Annotated in this window: 12 protein-coding genes; 6 read left to right on the plus strand and 6 right to left on the minus strand. The window is 76.0% G+C overall.

Features of this window, described 5'->3' with window-relative positions; genetic code table 11:
• Positions 1-157 precede the first annotated feature (157 nt).
• Together ACFCX4_RS14375 and ACFCX4_RS14380 are read left to right on the plus strand one after the other, a co-directional pair.
• Positions 158-1,198, plus strand: a complete 1,041-nt coding sequence (locus tag ACFCX4_RS14375) for a glycosyltransferase family 2 protein (protein ID WP_376142074.1) — start codon at positions 158-160, stop codon at positions 1,196-1,198.
• Between the two features lie 129 nt (positions 1,199-1,327).
• Entirely contained in the window at positions 1,328-1,999 is a 672-nt protein-coding gene (locus tag ACFCX4_RS14380) for an acyltransferase (protein ID WP_376142076.1), read from the plus strand.
• A 104-nt stretch (positions 2,000-2,103) separates the two neighbouring features.
• Here the strand turns inward: ACFCX4_RS14380 and ACFCX4_RS14385 are convergent, their stop codons facing one another.
• From ACFCX4_RS14385 to ACFCX4_RS14395, 3 genes are all read right to left on the minus strand, one after another.
• Positions 2,104-3,753 (minus strand): LCP family protein, encoded by a 1,650-nt coding sequence (locus ACFCX4_RS14385; RefSeq protein ID WP_376142078.1) that lies wholly within the window; start codon positions 3,751-3,753, stop codon positions 2,104-2,106.
• A 238-nt stretch (positions 3,754-3,991) separates the two neighbouring features.
• On the minus strand, positions 3,992-5,257 hold the full coding sequence (locus ACFCX4_RS14390; protein ID WP_376142080.1) for an LCP family protein: 1,266 nt from the start codon (positions 5,255-5,257) through the stop codon (positions 3,992-3,994).
• Between the two features lie 36 nt (positions 5,258-5,293).
• Positions 5,294-6,085, minus strand: coding sequence for a TIGR03089 family protein (locus tag ACFCX4_RS14395; RefSeq protein WP_376142082.1), 792 nt, complete (start codon positions 6,083-6,085; stop codon positions 5,294-5,296).
• Positions 6,086-6,420: 335 nt separating this feature from the next.
• Between ACFCX4_RS14395 and ACFCX4_RS14400 the strand changes: the two genes are divergently transcribed.
• A complete protein-coding gene (locus ACFCX4_RS14400; protein ID WP_376142085.1) occupies positions 6,421-7,416 on the plus strand; it encodes a DNA-3-methyladenine glycosylase family protein in 996 nt (331 codons plus the stop codon).
• A gap of 132 nt (positions 7,417-7,548) precedes the next feature.
• On the opposite strand, the gene ACFCX4_RS14405 is transcribed toward ACFCX4_RS14400, so the two are convergent.
• The 3 genes from ACFCX4_RS14405 to ACFCX4_RS14415 form a co-directional block, all read right to left on the minus strand.
• Entirely contained in the window at positions 7,549-8,841 is a 1,293-nt protein-coding gene (locus ACFCX4_RS14405; RefSeq protein ID WP_376142088.1) for a coenzyme F420-0:L-glutamate ligase, read from the minus strand.
• Positions 8,838-9,797, minus strand: coding sequence for a 2-phospho-L-lactate transferase (cofD, locus tag ACFCX4_RS14410; RefSeq protein WP_376142090.1), 960 nt, complete (start codon positions 9,795-9,797; stop codon positions 8,838-8,840). Before cofD ends, ACFCX4_RS14405 begins: the two co-directional genes overlap by 4 nt.
• A gap of 71 nt (positions 9,798-9,868) precedes the next feature.
• On the minus strand, positions 9,869-10,387 hold the full coding sequence (locus ACFCX4_RS14415; RefSeq protein ID WP_376142099.1) for a cysteine dioxygenase family protein: 519 nt from the start codon (positions 10,385-10,387) through the stop codon (positions 9,869-9,871).
• Positions 10,388-11,181: 794 nt separating this feature from the next.
• Between ACFCX4_RS14415 and ACFCX4_RS14420 the strand changes: the two genes are divergently transcribed.
• From ACFCX4_RS14420 to ACFCX4_RS14430, 3 genes are all read left to right on the plus strand, one after another.
• A complete protein-coding gene (locus ACFCX4_RS14420) occupies positions 11,182-11,451 on the plus strand; it encodes a WhiB family transcriptional regulator (protein ID WP_030310813.1) in 270 nt (89 codons plus the stop codon).
• Positions 11,452-11,684: 233 nt separating this feature from the next.
• A complete protein-coding gene (locus tag ACFCX4_RS14425) occupies positions 11,685-15,557 on the plus strand; it encodes a glycosyltransferase (protein ID WP_376142092.1) in 3,873 nt (1,290 codons plus the stop codon).
• Positions 15,558-15,563: 6 nt separating this feature from the next.
• On the plus strand, positions 15,564-17,270 hold the full coding sequence (locus ACFCX4_RS14430) for a DUF5719 family protein (RefSeq protein ID WP_376142094.1): 1,707 nt from the start codon (positions 15,564-15,566) through the stop codon (positions 17,268-17,270).
• The last annotated feature ends 53 nt before the right edge of the window (positions 17,271-17,323 follow it).

A 17,323-nucleotide genomic window follows, 5' to 3' on the forward strand; every position in this document is an offset into this window, starting at 1 on the left:
CACCCTCCGGTGACGGCCGGACGCCTCGTCGGCGTTCTCCCGCACGTCCCCCCGCGGCCCCTTGGCCGGACCCGGCGGACGGTGCGGCGGGCACCCCGGGGGAGCCGCCCGGACCGGACAGGACGGCACCCCGCCCGCACCGGTACGGTTGGCTCCGATGAACACCAAGGCTGCTGAGGAGCTGCCGGCGGTCTCCGTGATCATGCCGGTGCTCAACGAGGAACGACACCTGCGCACGGCCGTCCGGCACATCCTGGAACAGGACTACGCCGGGCCGATGGAGGTGGTGATCGCCCTCGGTCCGTCCTCCGACCGCACCGCGCAGATCGCCGCCGAGCTCGTCGCCGGGGACCCGAGGGTCCGGACCGTGGAGAACCCCACCGGGCGCACCCCCGCCGGGCTGAACGCCGCCATCCGCGGCTCCAGCCACCCGATAGTGGTGCGGGTCGACGGCCACGGCCTGCTGACCCCCGGTTACATCACCACGGCGGTCCGGCTGCTCGGCGAGATGGAGGCCGCCAACGTCGGCGGCATCATGCACGCCGAGGGCGAGACCGAGTGGGAGAACGCGGTAGCCGCCGCGATGACCTCCAAGCTCGGCGTCGGCAACGCCGCCTTCCACACCGGCGGCCTGGCCGGCCCGGCGGACACCGTCTACCTCGGGGTGTTCCGGCGCGAGGTGCTGGAGCGCCTCGGCGGCTACAACGAGGAGTTCGTCCGCGCTCAGGACTGGGAGCTCAACTACCGGATCCGCCAGGACGGCGGTCTGGTCTGGTTCACCCCGCAGCTGCGCGTCACCTACCGGCCCCGGCCCAACGTCCGGGCGCTGGCCAAGCAGTACAAGGACTACGGCCGCTGGCGTCGGGTGGTCACCCGGTACCACAAGGGCTCGGTCAACCTGCGCTACCTCGCGCCGCCGGCCGCCTTCCTCGGCGTCACGCTCGGGCTGGTGCTCGGTGCGGCCGTCCACCCGGTCTTCCTGGCCGCCCCCGGTGCCTACCTGCTGGGCATCGTCGGCGGTGCGCTGACCGAGGGCCGCGGCCTGGCGCCCAGGGCCAGGGCGCTGCTCCCGGTGGCCTTCGCGACCATGCACCTCAGCTGGGGCTTCGGCTTCCTCACCTCGCCGCGCTCGCTGGCCCGCAAGGTGATCGGCAGCCGCGCCCCGGCCCCCGCCGACGTGGTCGCCGAGCGCGGCTGACGCCCCCCGGCCGCCCCCCGGCCGCCCCCCGGCCGCCCCCCGGCCGCCCCCCGGCCGCCTCCGGCGGCACCCGGTCGATCCCGCGGACCCGCTCTCCCGTCCCCGCTCCCGGCGCTATCGTCGGGCGCCATGGGGACAGTCGAGGGCGGGTCCGCCGCCGTTTCCGCCGCCGCCGGCAACGGCACCGCCGCGGTCGCCGCCGCCCGGGTCGAGCCGACGGCCGACGTGGACGCCCGCGCGGTGCTCGGCGCCGGGACGACCGTCTGGCACCTCGCCCAGGTCCGCGAGCACGCGGTGGTCGGCGCGGAGTGCGTCATCGGCCGCGGCGCCTACGTCGGCCCCGGCGTGCGCATCGGCGACCGGGTCAAACTGCAGAACCACGCGCTGGTGTACGAGCCCGCGGTGCTGGAGGACGGCGTCTTCGTCGGCCCGGCCGTGGTGCTCACCAACGACCGCTACCCGCGCTCGGTGGACGTCGACGGCCGGCTCAAGCGCGGCGAGGACTGGCACGCGCACGGGGTGACGCTCCGCCATGGCTGCTCGATCGGCGGCCGGGCCGTCCTGGTCGCCGGGGTGACGGTGGGCCGCTGGGCCATGGTCGCGGCCGGCGCGGTGGTGCACCGCGACGTCCCGGACTTCGCCCTCGTGGCCGGCGTCCCGGCCCGGCGGATCAAATGGGTCGGCCGGGCCGGCGAGCCGCTGGAGCCCGTCGGCGGCGACCGCTGGCGCTGCCCGCGCACCGGCGAGGAGTACCGGGAGGACGACGGCACGCTCGCCCCGGCCGGGCCCGCCCCGGAGTAGGGCGCCCGGCACCCCGTCCCGCCGGGGAGGCGGGGAGGCGGGGACGGCGGCGAGACGGCGAGACGGCGAGGGCGCGATCACCGGGGCCGCCGGCCCGGCCGGTGTTACTTCGCGCAGACGTCCGTGTCGTCGGCCTGGACCCGCTGGAGGTCCTTCGGGGCCTCGGTCGGCACGGCGCCCGGCGCCGCAGCGGCGGCAGCGGCGGCCGGCGCGTCCTTGCCGAGCACCAGCACCAGCCCGTCCCCGGCCCCCAGCTTCGGGTCCGCCCGGACGGCGTCGGCGGGCAGGCCCAGCGCGCTCGCCAGGGCCGCCGCCTCGGCGGCCTTCCCGGCCGGGTGGGAGACCGTGGTGCTCGCCGCCACGGGCGAGTTGGCGGCCGTCGCGGCCTTCGCGTAGCCCTTCGCCTTCAGCCGGTCGACGGTCTGCTGCGCCTGCCCGGGCGTCCCGCTGCCGTTGTGCACGGTCACCCGCAGCCCCTTGGCGTCGGCCGCCGGAGCGGCCGCGGCGGTCGGCGCGTCCTGGGTGGCCGGAGCGGCCGGGGCCGCGGTGCTCGCCGCGGCGCCGGGAGCCCCGGTGGCCGCCGGGGCCCCGGTCAGCGAACGGTCGCTCCCGACCATCGAGAACAGCTGTCCGGCGTCCGGCTGCTTGAGTATCAGCCGGTTCTCGTCCGCCGGGTCGTCCAGCACCGGCACGGTGGCGAAGGTGATGTTCGCGGTGTCGACCTTGCTGACGTCCAGCGCGAGGTCCTTCAGCCGGTCGACGCTGCCGATCCCGGAGTCGACGGTGAGCGCCTTGGTGCCGGCGTCCGCGAGCTTCCACAGCTTGGCCGGATTGGTCAGCGTGTCGCTGCTCTTGACGGAGCGGATCATCGAACTGATGAACTGCTGCTGCAGCGGGATCCGGGTGAGGTCGCCGCCCTGCCCGACGGCGTGCCGGGTGCGGACGAACGCGAGCGCCTCGTCGCCCTGGACCACGTGCCGGCCCTTGCTCATCCTCAGGTGGGAGTCCGGGTCGTCGATGTCCTTGGCCGCGCACACCTCGACGCCGCCGACGGCGGTGGAGAGCGTCTTCACGGCCTCGAAGTCGACCATCACGAAGTGGTCGATCCGGATCCCGGTCGTCTTCTCGACGGTCTTCCAGGTGCAGCCCGGATCCCGGCCCTCCTGGCCGAGGCTGTTGTTGAACATCGTGCGCGCCGAGCCGGGGATCGTCCTGCCCTCCGGCGTCGTGCAGTCGGGGACCGGGACCATGAGGTCGCGCGGGATGCTGAGCACCGTCGCGTTGGTGCGGTCCTTGGCGACGTGGAACAGCAGGGTGGTGTCGGCGTGACCGGCGCTGCCCTCGTCGCCGTACGCGCGGCCCAGCCCCTCCCGGCTGTCGGTGCCGATCACCAGGATGTTCAGGGCGTCGCCGGCCGGCCTGGGCCGCTCCGCCTCGCTGCCCAGCTGCACCTTGACGGCGGTGATGTTGTTGTTGAAGTGCTGGTACGCGTAGTACGCGCCGCCGCAGCCGGCCACCATGACGAAGGCGCCGAGACCACCGGTCCACTTCAGCAGGCGACGGCGGCGGTTGCGCCGCCGGGCGCGCTCCCGGCGGTGGGCGGCCCGGCCGCCGGGGGCGGGGGCGGGGGCGGGGGTGGGGGTCGCGGACGCGGGCCCGTCCGGGGTGCGCCGGCGCTGGACGGGGATGCCGCGGGCCGGGTCGGACGGGTGGGATCCGGCGTCCGGACCGGTGCCGTGGGTGTCCTGCTGCACGGCCTCTCCCCTCCCTCCGGGCGCTCGCGGACCGGCGCGCCCACTGCGCGACCGACTCGGACACCCTAGACGAGCCGGGTGGGGGAATTGTTCCTGGTGTGATCTCCGCCATGTTACGGAACGACAATTCCGCAGGTAACGGCGATGCTGGGAATTTCCGGGGAGAACCTTTCAGGATCATGATCCGTGTGCGAAAGGATGTTCCGGACCGTGATCCGGAACCGGCCGCCGTCCGCGCTCAGTGCACCGCGCACGCGTCCACGTCGGCGGTCCGCCCCTCGAACGACGGAGGGGTGCCGGGCTGCGGTGACGGCGACGGCGACGGCGAGGGGGACGCCGGGGCGGAAGGAGCCGCCAGGGCGCTCGGCGACGGCCCCGCCCCGGGCGGCCGCACCTCCACCGGCCGGTCGTCCCGCAGGGCCGCGAACAGCTCGGTGGTCTGCGGCTGCACGAACTCGTCCCGGTCCGAGTCGAACCGGTACGGCCGCCGCGGCGCCGTCAGGAAGGTGACGTCCGAGGACGGGATCCCGCGCAGGTCCTGGGTCAGGTCGTAGAGCGCGCCCAGCGAGGAGAGCCCGCCGTCGGCCCGCACCGACGAGGTGGCCGCGTCCAGCACCGGCCACAGCCTGGTGGGGTTGAACAGCACGTCCTGCGACTGCACCTTGCGGATCAGCGCCGCCAGGAACTGCTGCTGGCGCCCCATCCGCTGGGTGTCGCTGCCGTCGCCGAGGGTCTCCCGGGCCCGGACGTAGCCGAGCGCCTGCTCGCCGCGCAGCGTCTGCCGCCCGGCCGGCAGGTCCAGCTTGGCGTCCTTGTCGTGGATCGGCTGCGGGACGCAGACCTCGACCCCGTCGACGGCCTCCACCATCCGTTTGAAGCCGGTGAAGTCGACGATCACGTAGTGGTCGATCCGGATGCCGGTGAGCTGTTCGACGGTGCGGATCGAGCAGGCCGGGCCGCCGGTCTCGAAGGCCGCGTTGAACTGCGTCAGCACCGGCCGGCTGCGGGTGCCGTCCGGCTTCTCGCAGGCGGGGACGCTCACCATGACGTCGCGCGGGATGGAGACGGCGGTCGCGTGCCGCCGGTCGGCCGCCAGGTGGAGCAGGATCGTGGTGTCCGAGCGCTGGCCGCCGGCGGTCCCGTAGCCGGCGTTGGCGCCGGTCCGGTCGTCGCTGCCGATCAGCAGCAGGTTCTCGGCGCCCCGGGCCCCGGCGGTGCGGCTGGGGCGCTCGGCCTCCAGCCGGGCCAGCAGCTGGTCGGTGGTGGAGTCGGTGCGGATGTTGCCGTCGAGCTTGCGGTACGCGACCCACAGCAGCGTGCCGCAGACGACCAGCAGGAAGGCCAGGACGGCGGCGGTGACGACCGGCCACCGCCGGCGGCGGCGCCGGCGGCCGCCGGGCGGCGCCGCGGGCTCCTGGGCCTGAGGGTGGTCCGGAGCCCCGGCGTCGGCCGGCTCGGTCGGAGGGTGTTCGGTCGGGGGGTGCCCGGTGTCGTCCTCGGCCATGGCAGGGATGCCTACCCGCCGGGCCCGGGCCGGTGGTCAACCGAGGCGCAGTGTCACCCGTTCGGATTCCACCCGCTTCTCCCACTGCCCGGCGTCCAGGCCGTCGGAGTTGCGGCAGAGCACCACCGAGGCGCCGGCCGCCAGCGGCGCCAGCAGGCCGGCCTCCAGGCCGGTCCAGTCGTCGTAGGAGAAGGTCGAGAGCACCCGGTCGCCCGGTCCGAGACCGAGCCGGGCGGCGCCCTCGCGGGCCAGCTGGACGGTCTGCTCCCCGGCCAGCTTCAGCGGCAGGCCGTCGACCGTGGTCTCCAGCGCCGGGGCGTCCGGGGCGACGGGGGAGTAGGGGGCGAACCGGTCCCCCTGACCGGGCACCTCGGCCGCGTAGTCGAGGAAGCCGTCCGGGCGTTGCGGGAACCGCCCGCCGAGCGGGCGCAGGGCGAGCGCCACCCGCTCGCCCTCGCAGGCCTGGGCGGACTCCAGGCCGTCCGGGCCGCTGACCACCAGGTCGGCGTCGGCGGGGTCTCCGGCCGGGACCGCGGTCACTCCGACCGACCAGCAGGCGAGCAGCCAGACGGCGCTCTGCCAGTGGGCCGGGAGGAGCAGCGCGGCCCGGTCGCCCGGTCCGGCGTTGAGCTCGTCCTGGAGCAGGTTGGCGGTCTTGGCCACCCAGTTGTCGAAGGTCCGGGCGGAGAGCTCGACGCGTTCGCCGGTGGCGTCGTCGTAGAAGGTGACCAGCGGGGCCGCGGGGTCGACCGAGGGAGTGCCACCTCGCAGGTAAGCGTGCAGCAGCTCGACGGGGGTGCGGGCATCGGCAGCGAAAGGCGAAGTCATGGTGCGCCCCAGCCTACGGCCTACGGGCGGACGTCCGGGAGGGGTGGCCGACCGGGTGCGGGGCGGCGTGGCGGGCGGGTCGAGATCCCGTGAACATCCGGTTCACGGGCGGTTCCCCGGCCACGCTCCGGGGCCGCCCGGGCACCCCGCGTCGGCGGTCGTCACCGACCGGCCGCCGCACCCGGTCCCGTCGGCCGCGACCACCCCGCCGTCCGCGGCGAACGGTCCGGCGAAGGCCGCGCCCGCACGGCACTCCCGTCACCGGGGGCCGACTCCGCCACCCGCGTATCGTTCATATCCCCATGGTCGACGGACGGCGGAGGAGGTGCACGGCGATGAACGGGAGCGCGCGCCCGGGCGCCCGCACGGGTGTGCCCGCCCCCAGGAGCACCGCCCCGAGGAGCACCGGCCCCGCGGCCGCCCCGGCGGTCCGCAGCTGGCGGCCCGGCTTCCCGCTGGACGTGGCCCGCACCCTGCTCCCGCTGCGCCGCGGCCCGGCCGACCCCGCGTACCGGACCACCCCCGACGGCGCGGTCTGGCGGGCCTCCCGCACCCCGGCCGGCGTCGGCACCCTGCGGGTGCTCGCCCGGCCCTCCGAGGGCTCGGTCGAGGCGCGGGCCTGGGGCCCGGGCGCCGCGTGGTTGCTGGAGCGGCTGCCCCGGCTGCTCGGCGCCGAGGACGACCCGGCGGGCCTGGTCCTGCCGCCCGGTCCGCTGCGCGAGGCCCAGCGGACCGCGGCCGGCGTCCGGCTGGCCAGGACCGGCCTGGTCCTGGAGTCCCTGGTGCCCGCGATCCTGGAGCAGAAGGTCACCACCGGCGAGGCGTACCGGTCCTGGCGCACCCTGCTGCGGGCCTTCGGCACCCCGGCGCCCGGTCCGGCCGAGGGGATGTGGGTGGCGCCCTCGGCCCGCGAGTGGTCACTGGTGCCGAGCTGGGACTGGCACCGCGCGGGCGTGGACCCCAAGCGCTCGGCGACGGTGCAGCGCGTCGTCCGGCTGGCGCCCCGGCTGGAGGAGGCCTCCGCGATGGAGCACGAGGCGTCCTTCGCCCGGCTCACCGCCGTCCCGGGTGTCGGCGTCTGGACGGCGGCCGAGACCCTCCAGCGCAGCAACGGTGACGCCGACGCCGTCTCGGTCGGCGACTTCCACCTGCCCAACACGGTCGGCTGGGCCCTGGCCGGCCGCGTCCGCAGCGACGACGCGCAGATGCTGGCCCTCCTGGAGCCCTACCGCCCGCACCGCCACCGCCTCTGCCGGATCGTCCTCTCCACCGGCACCCACGCCCCCCGCTTCGGCCCCCGCCTCACCCCCAACGACCACCGCCACCGCTGACGGAGGAGCCCCGCGCCGGTCGGGTCGGTGCCCACCGCGCGGTCCACGGGGTGCGGGAAGCGCGGAGGGTGGTCCCCGCGGTCACGGCCGGCAGCCGCGGGGACGTGTACCGCAGGCTCCGGCTCCCGGGCGCTACCGCACCTCGACGAAGGCGTCCGCCGTGCGCTCCGGGCGGGGGCGCGGGGGTTCGGCGGGGCGGCCGACGGCGACGGCGCCCATCGGGTCCCAGGAGGCGGGGAGGTCGAGGGCGGTGCGCACGGTGTCGCGGCAGAACATGGTGGACGACACCCAGGCCGAGCCGTAGCCCTCGCCGGCCAGCGTGACCAGGAGGTTCTGCACGGCCGCGCCGACCGCCACGGTGAACATCTCGCGTTCGGCGGTCGCGCGGCGCTCGTCGGCGTAGGCGTGCGCGCCGTCCGCCACCAGGCAGGGCACCACCAGGTACGGGGCGGCCCGCAGGACGTCGCCGCGGGCGGTGCGGCGGGCGATCCGCTCCTCGTCCCAGCCGTCCAGCCCGGCGAGGTCGCGGCGCCAGGCGGCGAGCATCGCGTCCAGCAGCCGGGTCCGCGCACCGGGGCTCTCCAGCAGGACGAACCGCCACGGCGTGGTGTGGTGCGGCGCGGGCGCGGTGACCGCCGCGGCGACGGCGCGCCGCACGGCCCGCGGGTCGACCGGCTCGGCGGTGAACGCGCGGACGGTGCGCCGCTGGGTGACGGCCTGCCGGATCGCCTCGGAGGTGCCGAGCCGGAACATGTCCTCGGCCGCGGGCCGGATCAGCGGCCGGGCGCCCTCGCCGTCCCCGGCGGTGACCAGGTGGCCGAGGCCGCGCACCACCGCGACCGGGGTGCCGGTGGCCTTGCCCTTCACCAGGTCGGCGGCGGCGGCGAGCTCGTCGGCGGTGGCGGTGACGGTGAGGGCCAGCTCGTTGCCGTGCGAGTCGGTGCGGCCCCGGTGGTCCTCCAGGACGGGCAGCCCGGCGGCGCCGATGGCGACGTCGGTGAGGCCGTTGCGCCAGGGCCGGCCGAAGGTGTCGGTGACGACGACGGCGAGCCGGCGTCCGGTGAGCCGCTGGAGCGCGGCGCGCAGCTCCCGGGCCGAGGCGTCCGGGTCCTCGGGCAGCAGCAGGACGGTGCCGGGGGCGGTGTTGGAGGCGTCGACGCCGGCGGCGGCCATCACCAGGCCGTTGCGGTTCTCGACGATCCGGGTGGGGCCGCGCCGGGCGACCACCCGGACGGTCTCGGCGTCTATGGCGGCCTCCCGGTCCGCGGCGAGCAGCACCCGGCCCTCGGCCTTGCTGACGATCTTGGAGGTGACCAGCAGGATGTCGCCGTCCCGGTACTCCGCGGCCTTGGCGATCAGCCCGGCGAGGTCGCTGCCGGCGTCGATCTCGGGCAGTCCGTCGACCGGGAGGACCTGCAGGCTCATGCCCGGACCTGCTCGGCGAGCGCCAGCGCGGCCCGGGCCATGTCGGCGGTGGCGGCGACGTCGGTCATCAGCAGCGGGACGGCCCGGCAGGCGATGCCGCCGGCCTCGACCGCGGCGACGGAGCCCTCGTCCGCGGTGTCCACCAGCCAGCCGTCGAGGAGGTCGGAGCCGTAGTTCAGCGCCACCGCCTCGGCGGTGGCCTCGACGCCGACCGCGGCGAGCACCTTGTCGGCCATCCCGCGCACCGGGGCGCCGCCGATGATCGGCGAGAGCCCGACCACGGGGGCGGACGCGGCCGCCACGGCGGCCCGGATGCCCGGCACGGCGAGGATGGTGCCGATCGAGACGACCGGGTTGGACGGCGGGAACAGGACGACGTCGGCGGCGGCGATCGCCTCCAGCACGCCGGGCGCCGGCTTGGAGGTCTCCGCGCCGACCGGCACGATCGCCTCGGCGTCGACGGCGGCGTGCAGCCTGACCCAGTACTCCTGGAAGTGGATCGCCCGGGTGCCCTGCCCGTCGGTGATCCGCACGTGGGTCTCGACCCGGTCGTCGCTCATCGGCAGCAGCCGCACGCCGGGCCGCCAGCGCACGCAGAGCGCCTCGGTGACCTGGCTGAGGGTGTAGCCGGCGGTGAGCATCTGGCTGCGCACGAGGTGGGTGGCGAAGTCGCGGTCGCCGAGCCCGAACCACTCGGGCCCGACGCCGTACTCCTTCATCTCGGCCTTGATGGACCAGGTCTCGTCGGTCCGGCCCCAGCCCTGCTCCTCGTGGATGCCGCCGCCGAGGGTGTACATGACGGTGTCGAGGTCGGGGCAGACCTTCAGACCGAAGAGGTGGATGTCGTCACCGGTGTTGCCGATGACGGTGATCTCGTCCTCCGGACCGATGGCCTCCCGGAGTCCGCGCAGGAAACGCGCTCCGCCGATCCCGCCTGCCAGTGCCACGATGCGCATACGCCCATCCTGCCACGCGCCGACGGGTCGTCAGCCCGACCCTTGACGACCGCGCCCCGGGGGCCGTGGTCTCAGCGGACCTCGGCCCCGGTGGACGTCTGCGGGAGCTGCTGCGCGTGCTGCTCGGGGACGGCCGTGCCGCCGTACTGGTTCATCTCGGTCAGGCCGGGGCTGTAGAGGTGGATGGAGACGGCGGGCTCCAGCGCGCCGTTGACCACCTCGTGCAGGTAGCCGGGGGAGAACACCCGCTGCCCGCCGGGGCGCAGGGTGCGGGCACCCTCGCCGGCGTGCGTGAGGGAGCGCTCGACGAGCTCGCCGCGGACGACGGTCATCACGCCGGAGGAGACGCCGTGGTCGTGCAGGCCGCTGCTCTGGCCGGGCAGCCAGCTGAGCAGCCAGACCTCGTAGCCGGGGCCGGTCTCCAGCCGGGCGTACCAGCGGGTGAGCGCGTCGTAGCGGACGAGCGGTTCCCAGCGGGAGCGGTCGGCGGCGATCTCGCGGACCAGCCGGGAGTGGTCGGCGACGGTCACCGGGTGGGTGGGCAGGTCGGTGCGGGCGAGGTGCGGGAAGGCGAGCGGGTCGCCGGCGATGGAGACGTCGCTGAGGCCGTCGGCCCACGGGTGGCCGCCGGGCCGGCCGGCCGGGGCGGGGGTGAGCGGGCGGGCACCGGCACGGAGGCCGGTGCGGGTCACCCCGGCCAGGGGCTGGGGGAGGGTGCGCTTGCTGCGGTCGCGGTTCCGCTTGCGGATGCGGATCATTCGCACGGGAGTCGTCCTCGGAGGGCTGGGTCGTCAGGGGATCAGCCGGATCCGGGATGTCCTGGGGCGGGAATCGCGGGCGGCCTCTGTGCTTCCTGGGCGGCGCGCGGCGGGACGGCGGGCGCCTAGATACAGCGGCAGGAACAGAGGCGACAACAGGAGTTCACGGCACGGCGGAGGGGGGAACCGCTCCGGGGGCTGGTGAACTCCGACATGGAGGAAAGGAGATCGCATCCGTGGGGGTGGTGTCAACTCGGGGAGAGCGGACATTCGGGTGAGATGAGCCATGAACTACCCGATGGGGTGATAAATCACCCTCTATGTTTCGATGGGAAGATCGCCGGGAAGACGGCCCGGTGACCGGCCTGTGGCGGTGACTGCGCATCACCCGGCCCCCGGTTGCGAAGGGTTCATCGACCTTCGGGGCAATCGGGCGAGAGGTCCGATGTGTCCGGTTATGTACACTATTCGTAACGGCTTGGTGCCGGGGAGTGAATCCTGGCCCCAATACCAGAGCTCGGCTTGACTGGGCCAGAGTGACGCAACTGTAATTTCACTCGTGTCGTCGACCGCACGAGGCAACGGCACCCACGGGGACGCCAATAGGGGCAGAGGAGGCGCGCCACATGAGCGAGCTCTTTGAGCTGTTGATCGGTGACGGCATCGAGGAGGAAGAGGAACTCGGCTGGCAGGAGCGCGCGCTGTGCGCCCAGACCGACCCGGAGTCCTTCTTCCCCGAGAAGGGCGGTTCCACGCGCGAGGCCAAGAAGGTCTGCCTCGCCTGCGAGGTCCGCTCCGAGTGCCTGGAGTACGCCCTCGCCAACGACGAGCGTTTCGGCATCTGGGGCGGCCTCTCCGAGCGCGAGCGCCGCCGGCTCAAGAAGAGCGCCGTCTGAAACGGGGCCGCCGCGTCCCCGGGATCCCCGGCCCCGGTTCGCCGGGCCACCGGCCCGCACGACCAGTCAGCGACAAAGCGCCTCACCACCGGTGGTGAGGCGCTTTCGTGTTCCCCGGCGGGCGGCGGGACGGGCACCGTGGACGGAGCCGCCATCCGGAGCCGTTAGTGTGGTGCGCCATCCGGTTGCCGTTCACCGGCTGTGTCCACCGAGAACTGGGGCCCGCGCACGCGATGACCGTCTACAGCCATCAGAGCGGCTTCTCCGCCAGCAGGCCGCCCGCCTACCCGCGCCATCTGGTCACCGCCGTGATCGTCTCGCACGACGGCGCCCGCTGGCTGCCCCGGGCCCTCGACGGCCTGCTCGGCCAGGACCGCCAGGTCCAGCGGATCCTCGCCGTCGACACCGGCTCCACCGACGAGTCCCCGCGGCTGCTCGCGGAGGCCCTCGCCGACTGGCTCCCGGAGAGCGGCCCGACCGTCCTCGGCCGCCGGGCCGGCTTCGGCACCGCCGTCGCCGAGGCCGTCCTCAACAGCCCGCCGCTGCGCCCCGAGGACCTGCCCTACCGGCTCGACCCCTCCGGCTACGACCCGGTCACCGGCGGCTGGGACGACTTCGGCGACCCGCTCGGCGAGCAGGACGACCTCGGCCGCGGCGGCCCCCGGGAGACCCGGCCCGTCGAGTGGCTCTGGCTGCTGCACGACGACTGCGAGCCGCAGACCGACGCGCTGCGCCGCCTGCTCCAGGTCGCCGACTCCACGCCCAGCGCCGCCGTCGTCGGCCCCAAGCTGCGCAGCTGGTACGACCGCCGGCAGCTGCTGGAGGTCGGCGTCAGCATCGCCCGCTCCGGCCGCCGCTGGACCGGGCTCGACCGGCGCGAGCAGGACCAGGGACAGCACGACCAGGTCCGCCCGGTGCTCGCGGTCTCCACCGCGGGCATGCTGGTGCGCCGCGACGTCTTCGAGCAGCTCGGCGGCTTCGACCGGGCGCTGCCGCTGATGCGCGACGACACCGACTTCTGCTGGCGGGTCAACGCCGCCGGCCACCGCGTCGTGGTCGCCCCCGACGCCGTGCTCCGGCACGCCGAGGCCGCCAGCCGCGAACGCCGCGCCATCGACTGCGGCCCCGCCCACCCGCACCGGGTGGACAAGGCCGGCGCCGTCTACACCCTGCTCGCCAACACCAGGGGCGCGCTCGTCCCCTACGTCCTGCTCCGGCTGGTGCTCGGCACCCTGCTGCGGGTGGTCGCCAACCTGCTCGGCAAGGACCCCAAGCAGGCCTTCGACGAACTCGCCGGACTCGGCCACGAACTCGTCCGGCTGCCCAGGCTGCTGGCGGCCCGCAAACGCCGGGCCCGCGCCCGCGCCGCCGACGCCCTGGACGACCGCTCGCTCTTCCCCGCTCCCGGCGCCACCACCAGGCTCGCCGTCGAGGGCGTGATCGGCTCGCTCGGCATAGGGGGCGGCGACGACGCCGGCGCCGGCCGGCACGGCTCGGTCGAGGCCGGCGGCGACGAGGAGGCCGAGGACCTCGTCGTCGAGCAGTTCGCGCTGATCAAGAAGCTCGCCCGGCGTCCCGCGCCGCTGCTGTTCGCGGCCCTGCTGGTGTTCGCCCTCCTCGCCTGCCGCGCCCTGCTCGGCGGTGACGCCCTGTTCGGCGGCGCCCTGCTGCCCGCCACCGACGGCGCGGCCGGCCTCTGGTCGATGTACGCCGACGCCTGGCACCCGGTCGGCACCGGCTCCACCGCCGCCGCGCCGCCCTACCTCGCGGTGCTGTCGATCCTCTCCTGGATGCTCTTCGACCACGCCGACCTCGCGGTCACCCTGCTGGTCGTCCTGGCCGTCCCGCTCTCCGCCGTCAGCGCCTACCTGGTCTCCCGGCCGCTGATCGACTCCAAGCTGGTCCGCGCCTGGGCCAGCGCCACCTACGCCCTGCTGCCCGCCGCCACCGGGGCGCTCGCCCAGGGCCGGATCGGCACCGCCGTGCTGGCCGTGCTGCTGCCGCCGCTGGCCCGCGCCGCCGCGATCGCCGCCGGCCTCGGCATCCGGGACGAGAGCGCCGCCAAGGGCGCCCGCCCCGGCTGGCGCCCGGTCTGGATGACGGTCCTGCTGCTCACCCTGGCCACCGCCTTCGTCCCGCTGGTCTGGGCGCTGGCCGTCCCGCTCTGCCTGGCCATGCTGGTCACCGCGGTGGTCCGCGGCGGCGCCTTCGGCTCCGGCGCGACCGCGCTGCGCCTGCTCGGCCTGCGCGTCCTGGTGATCCTCGCGGTGCCGGTCGGCGTGCTCGCGCCCTGGTCCGTGCAGGTGCTCTCGCACCCGCAGTGGCTGCTGCTCGAAGCCGGCCTGCCCGGCCTGCACGGCGCCGGCCCGACCGCGACCGGGCTGCTCCTGGTCAACCCGGGCGGCGCCGGGGTGCCGCCCGTCTGGCTCTCCGCCGGCGTGGTGCTCGCCGCGCTCGCCGCCCTGCTGCGCGCCGACCGCCGCCGCGCGGTGCTGGCCGCCTGGGGCGCCGCCGGCGCCGGCCTGCTCTTCGCCGTCGCGGTGGCCGGCACCTCGGTCACCCCCGCCTCCGGCGGCCCGGCCGTGCCCGCGTGGTCCGGCCCGGCCACCCTGCTGGCCGGCGTCGCCCTGCTGGCCGCCGCCGCGATCGGCGCCGACGGCGCCAACGCCCGCGTGGCCGGCATCGCCTTCGGCTGGCGCCAGCCGGTCGCCGCCCTGGTGGTCGCCGCCGCGCTGCTCGCCCCGCTGGGCACCGGCGTCTGGTGGGCCCTCACCGGCGCCGACGGCCCGCTGCACCGCGGCCGCGGCGCCCAGGTGCCCGCGTTCATCGCCGAACAGGCCGGCACCACCGACCGCTCCCGCACCCTGGTCGTCACCGGCGACCCGAAGGGCGGCTCGGTCTCCTACACCGTGGTCCGCGGCGCCGGTCTGACGCTCGGCCAGGCCGAGTCCACCGTCGACCCGGCCACCGGTACCACCACCGGGCTCGACAAGGCCGTCGGCAGCCTGCTGGCCGGCTCCGGCGCCGACCAGGCGGGCGCGCTCTCCCGCTACGGCATCGCCTACGTGCTGGTCGACCAGCCGCTGATCGGCGTCTTCAAGGACGTCCTCGACACCACCCCCGGCCTGGTCAAGGCCAACCAGGACGGCGGCGCCGCGCTCTGGCAGGTCGACGGCACCCCCGCCACCCGCGCGCTGATCACCGCCCCGGGCACCGCCCCGGTGGTCGTCCCGGCCGGTGAGCGCGACCTCGCGACCACCGTGCCGGCCGGCCCCGACGGCCGGGTGCTGCGGCTCGCCGAGTCCGCCGCCCCCGAGTGGAAGGCCACCCTGGACGGCGCCGCGCTGGAGCCGGTCACCGTCGACGGCTGGGCGCAGGGCTTCAAGCTCCCGCCGGGCGGCGGCAAGCTGGCCGTCACCCGCGAGGGCAGCCTGGTGCACACCGGCTGGATCTGGGCCCAGCTGCTGCTCGGCCTCACCGTCCTGGTGCTGGCCCTGCCCGGCCGGCGCAGCCACAAGGACGACGACCTGCCCGAGGACGTGGTCGCCGCCGCCGAGCTGGCCGCCGCCGCCCAGGCGCAGGCCCCGGCCCCGGGCAGCCGCCGGGCCCGCCGGATGGCCGAGCGCGGCGAGGGCACCGAGGGCGAGGTCCCGGACGTCGCCGCCGACCCGGACACCGGGGTCTACGAGGGCCGGCCGGGCGCGATTGCGGCCCAGCCCGCCGGCGAGCCGTCGGCCGACCCCGTCCGGGCGGCCGCCGCCGCCCAGGAGGCCGAGCCGTACACGGACCCGTACCAGGCGTACCCGCAGGCCGACCCGTACAGCTACGACCCCTACGCCCAGCAGCCGGTGACCGCGCCCTACGGCGGCCAGGGCTACGGCGGCCAGGACGGCTACCAGCAGCAGGGCTACCCGCCCCACCCGGCGGACCAGCAGTACGGCTACGACCCGTACCAGCAGTCCGCCGGCGGGCAGCAGCAGCCCTGGGTGCCGGGGCAGCAGCAGACCGGGCCCTACTACGAGCAGCCGGAACCGCACGACCCGAACGACCCGAACGGCCCCCAGGGGCCGGGCCGGTACCCGCACCACCACGGATCGGGGAGCTGACCCGCGATGAAGAAGCCCGCCTTCAGGACGAAGTCCGCCGAGCCGGACACCGCCCCCGCGGCCCGGCCGGTCGCCGGGACCCCCGACGGCGCCCCCGCCGCCCCGAAGGGCTCCGGCGCGGCGCGGACCACCCGCTCGCTGCTGGCCGCGGCCGTCGTGCTCGCGGCGGTCTACGGCATCGCCGCGGCCCGCCCGCCGGCCGCCCCGGCCGGCACCGGCGGCGCCACCGCCACCTCGGCACAGGTCGAGCGGACCACCGCGGTCTGCCCGCAGCCGCTCCAGGGCCTCACCGGCTCCACCACGCTCACCGCCTACACCCCGCCCGGCGCGGGCGAGGCCACCGGCGGCGCCGGCTGGCTCTCCGACGCGGCCGCGCCCGCCGCCCCGCCGGCCACCGCGTCCCCCGGCACCCCGGCTCCGAGCAGCGCGCCGACGGCCCCGGCCGCCACCGGCACGCCCGCGGCGCCCGCCGCCGCCCCGGTCGCCGACAAGGACACCGCGCCCACCGACGCCCGGCTCACCCTGGCCAGGCCCGGCACCCCGGTGACCGCCCCCGCGGCCAACGGCGACATCGCCCCCGGCACCGGCGCCGTCGCCACCGGCGCGCTCGCCCCCGGCTTCACCGTCACCCAGACCACCACCGTCACCGAGCAGCGCGGCCAGGGCCTGTCCGGGATCACCTGCACGCCGTCCGGGACCAGCTTCTGGTTCGCCGGCGCCTCCACCGCCGAGGGCCGCAACGACTACCTCAGCCTGGTCAACGCCGAGAGCGCCGCCGCCGTCGTCGACATCAAGCTCTACGGCGACAAGGGCCTGATCGAGAACGACGCCACCAACGGCATCACCGTCGCCCCCGGCAGCTCGCAGTCGGTGCTGCTGCCGACCGTCAGCAAGGGCCAGGTCGCCGACCTCGCCGTGCACGTGGTCGTCCGCAGCGGCCGGGTCGGCGCGGCCCTGCACGCCGCCGACGGCAGCAAGGGCGCCGACTGGGTGCCCGCCTCCGCCGACCCGGCGCCCACCCAGGTGCTGCCCGGTCTGCCCGCCGACACCACGGGTGCCCGCCTGATCGTCTGGGCCCCGCCGGAGGACGACGCCGACCTGAAGATCGAGCTCTCCGGCAAGAACGGCTGGTTCACCCCGGCCGGCAACGAGACCATCCACGTCAAGGCCGGCATGACCGCCGCCGTCGACCTCGGCAGGATCACCCGCGACGAGGTCGCCGGACTGCGGGTGTCGCCCACCGACGACAAGCACCCCACCCCCGTGGTGGCGGGCCTGCGGATCGACCGCGCGGCGGCCAACGGCAAGTCCGACGCCGCCTGGCTGGCCGGCACCGTGCCGGTCGGCACCCGGGCCACCGTGGCCGACAACCGCGGCGGCGGCGTCTCCACGCTCTTCCTCACCTCCACCGGCGAGGCCGCCACCGTGAAGGTCACCGCCTCGGCCGGCACCGGCGGCGGGACCGCCGTCACCAAGGAGGTCCAGCTGCCGGCCGGCGGCACCGTCGCCCTCCCGGCCCCCGAGCCCGGCGGGCTGAACGGCGGCTACGCGCTGACCGTGGAGACCGTCTCCGGCGGCCCGGTCGCCGCCGCCCGGATGCTCGCGATCCCCACCAAGGACGTGCCGATGTTCACCGTCCAGGCGCTGCGCGACGACCGCTCCAGCGTCAAGGTCCCGCGGGCCTCCCAGGACCCGGGCGTGGTCCTGCGCTGAGCCCCGCGCCCACCGAACGCCGGAGGGGCCGCACCCGCGACCGGGTGCGGCCC

This window comes from Kitasatospora sp. NPDC056327 (assembly GCF_042261735.1).
Lineage (GTDB): Bacteria > Actinomycetota > Actinomycetes > Streptomycetales > Streptomycetaceae > Kitasatospora.

What these genes read in the sequence shown, in the direction of transcription:
- ACFCX4_RS14380 (WP_376142076.1), top strand. Translation starts at nt 1,328, where the DNA reads ATGGGGACAGTCGAGGGCGGGTCCGCCGCCGTTTCCGCCGCCGCCGGC.
- ACFCX4_RS14405 (WP_376142088.1), bottom strand. Translation starts at nt 8,841, where the DNA reads ATGAGCCTGCAGGTCCTCCCGGTCGACGGACTGCCCGAGATCGACGCC.
- ACFCX4_RS14425 (WP_376142092.1), top strand. Translation starts at nt 11,685, where the DNA reads ATGACCGTCTACAGCCATCAGAGCGGCTTCTCCGCCAGCAGGCCGCCC.
- ACFCX4_RS14430 (WP_376142094.1), top strand. Translation starts at nt 15,564, where the DNA reads ATGAAGAAGCCCGCCTTCAGGACGAAGTCCGCCGAGCCGGACACCGCC.
- ACFCX4_RS14420 (WP_030310813.1), top strand. Translation starts at nt 11,182, where the DNA reads ATGAGCGAGCTCTTTGAGCTGTTGATCGGTGACGGCATCGAGGAGGAA.
- ACFCX4_RS14375 (WP_376142074.1), top strand. Translation starts at nt 158, where the DNA reads ATGAACACCAAGGCTGCTGAGGAGCTGCCGGCGGTCTCCGTGATCATG.
- ACFCX4_RS14390 (WP_376142080.1), bottom strand. Translation starts at nt 5,257, where the DNA reads ATGGCCGAGGACGACACCGGGCACCCCCCGACCGAACACCCTCCGACC.
- ACFCX4_RS14395 (WP_376142082.1), bottom strand. Translation starts at nt 6,085, where the DNA reads ATGACTTCGCCTTTCGCTGCCGATGCCCGCACCCCCGTCGAGCTGCTG.
- cofD (WP_376142090.1), bottom strand. Translation starts at nt 9,797, where the DNA reads ATGCGCATCGTGGCACTGGCAGGCGGGATCGGCGGAGCGCGTTTCCTG.
- ACFCX4_RS14400 (WP_376142085.1), top strand. Translation starts at nt 6,421, where the DNA reads ATGAACGGGAGCGCGCGCCCGGGCGCCCGCACGGGTGTGCCCGCCCCC.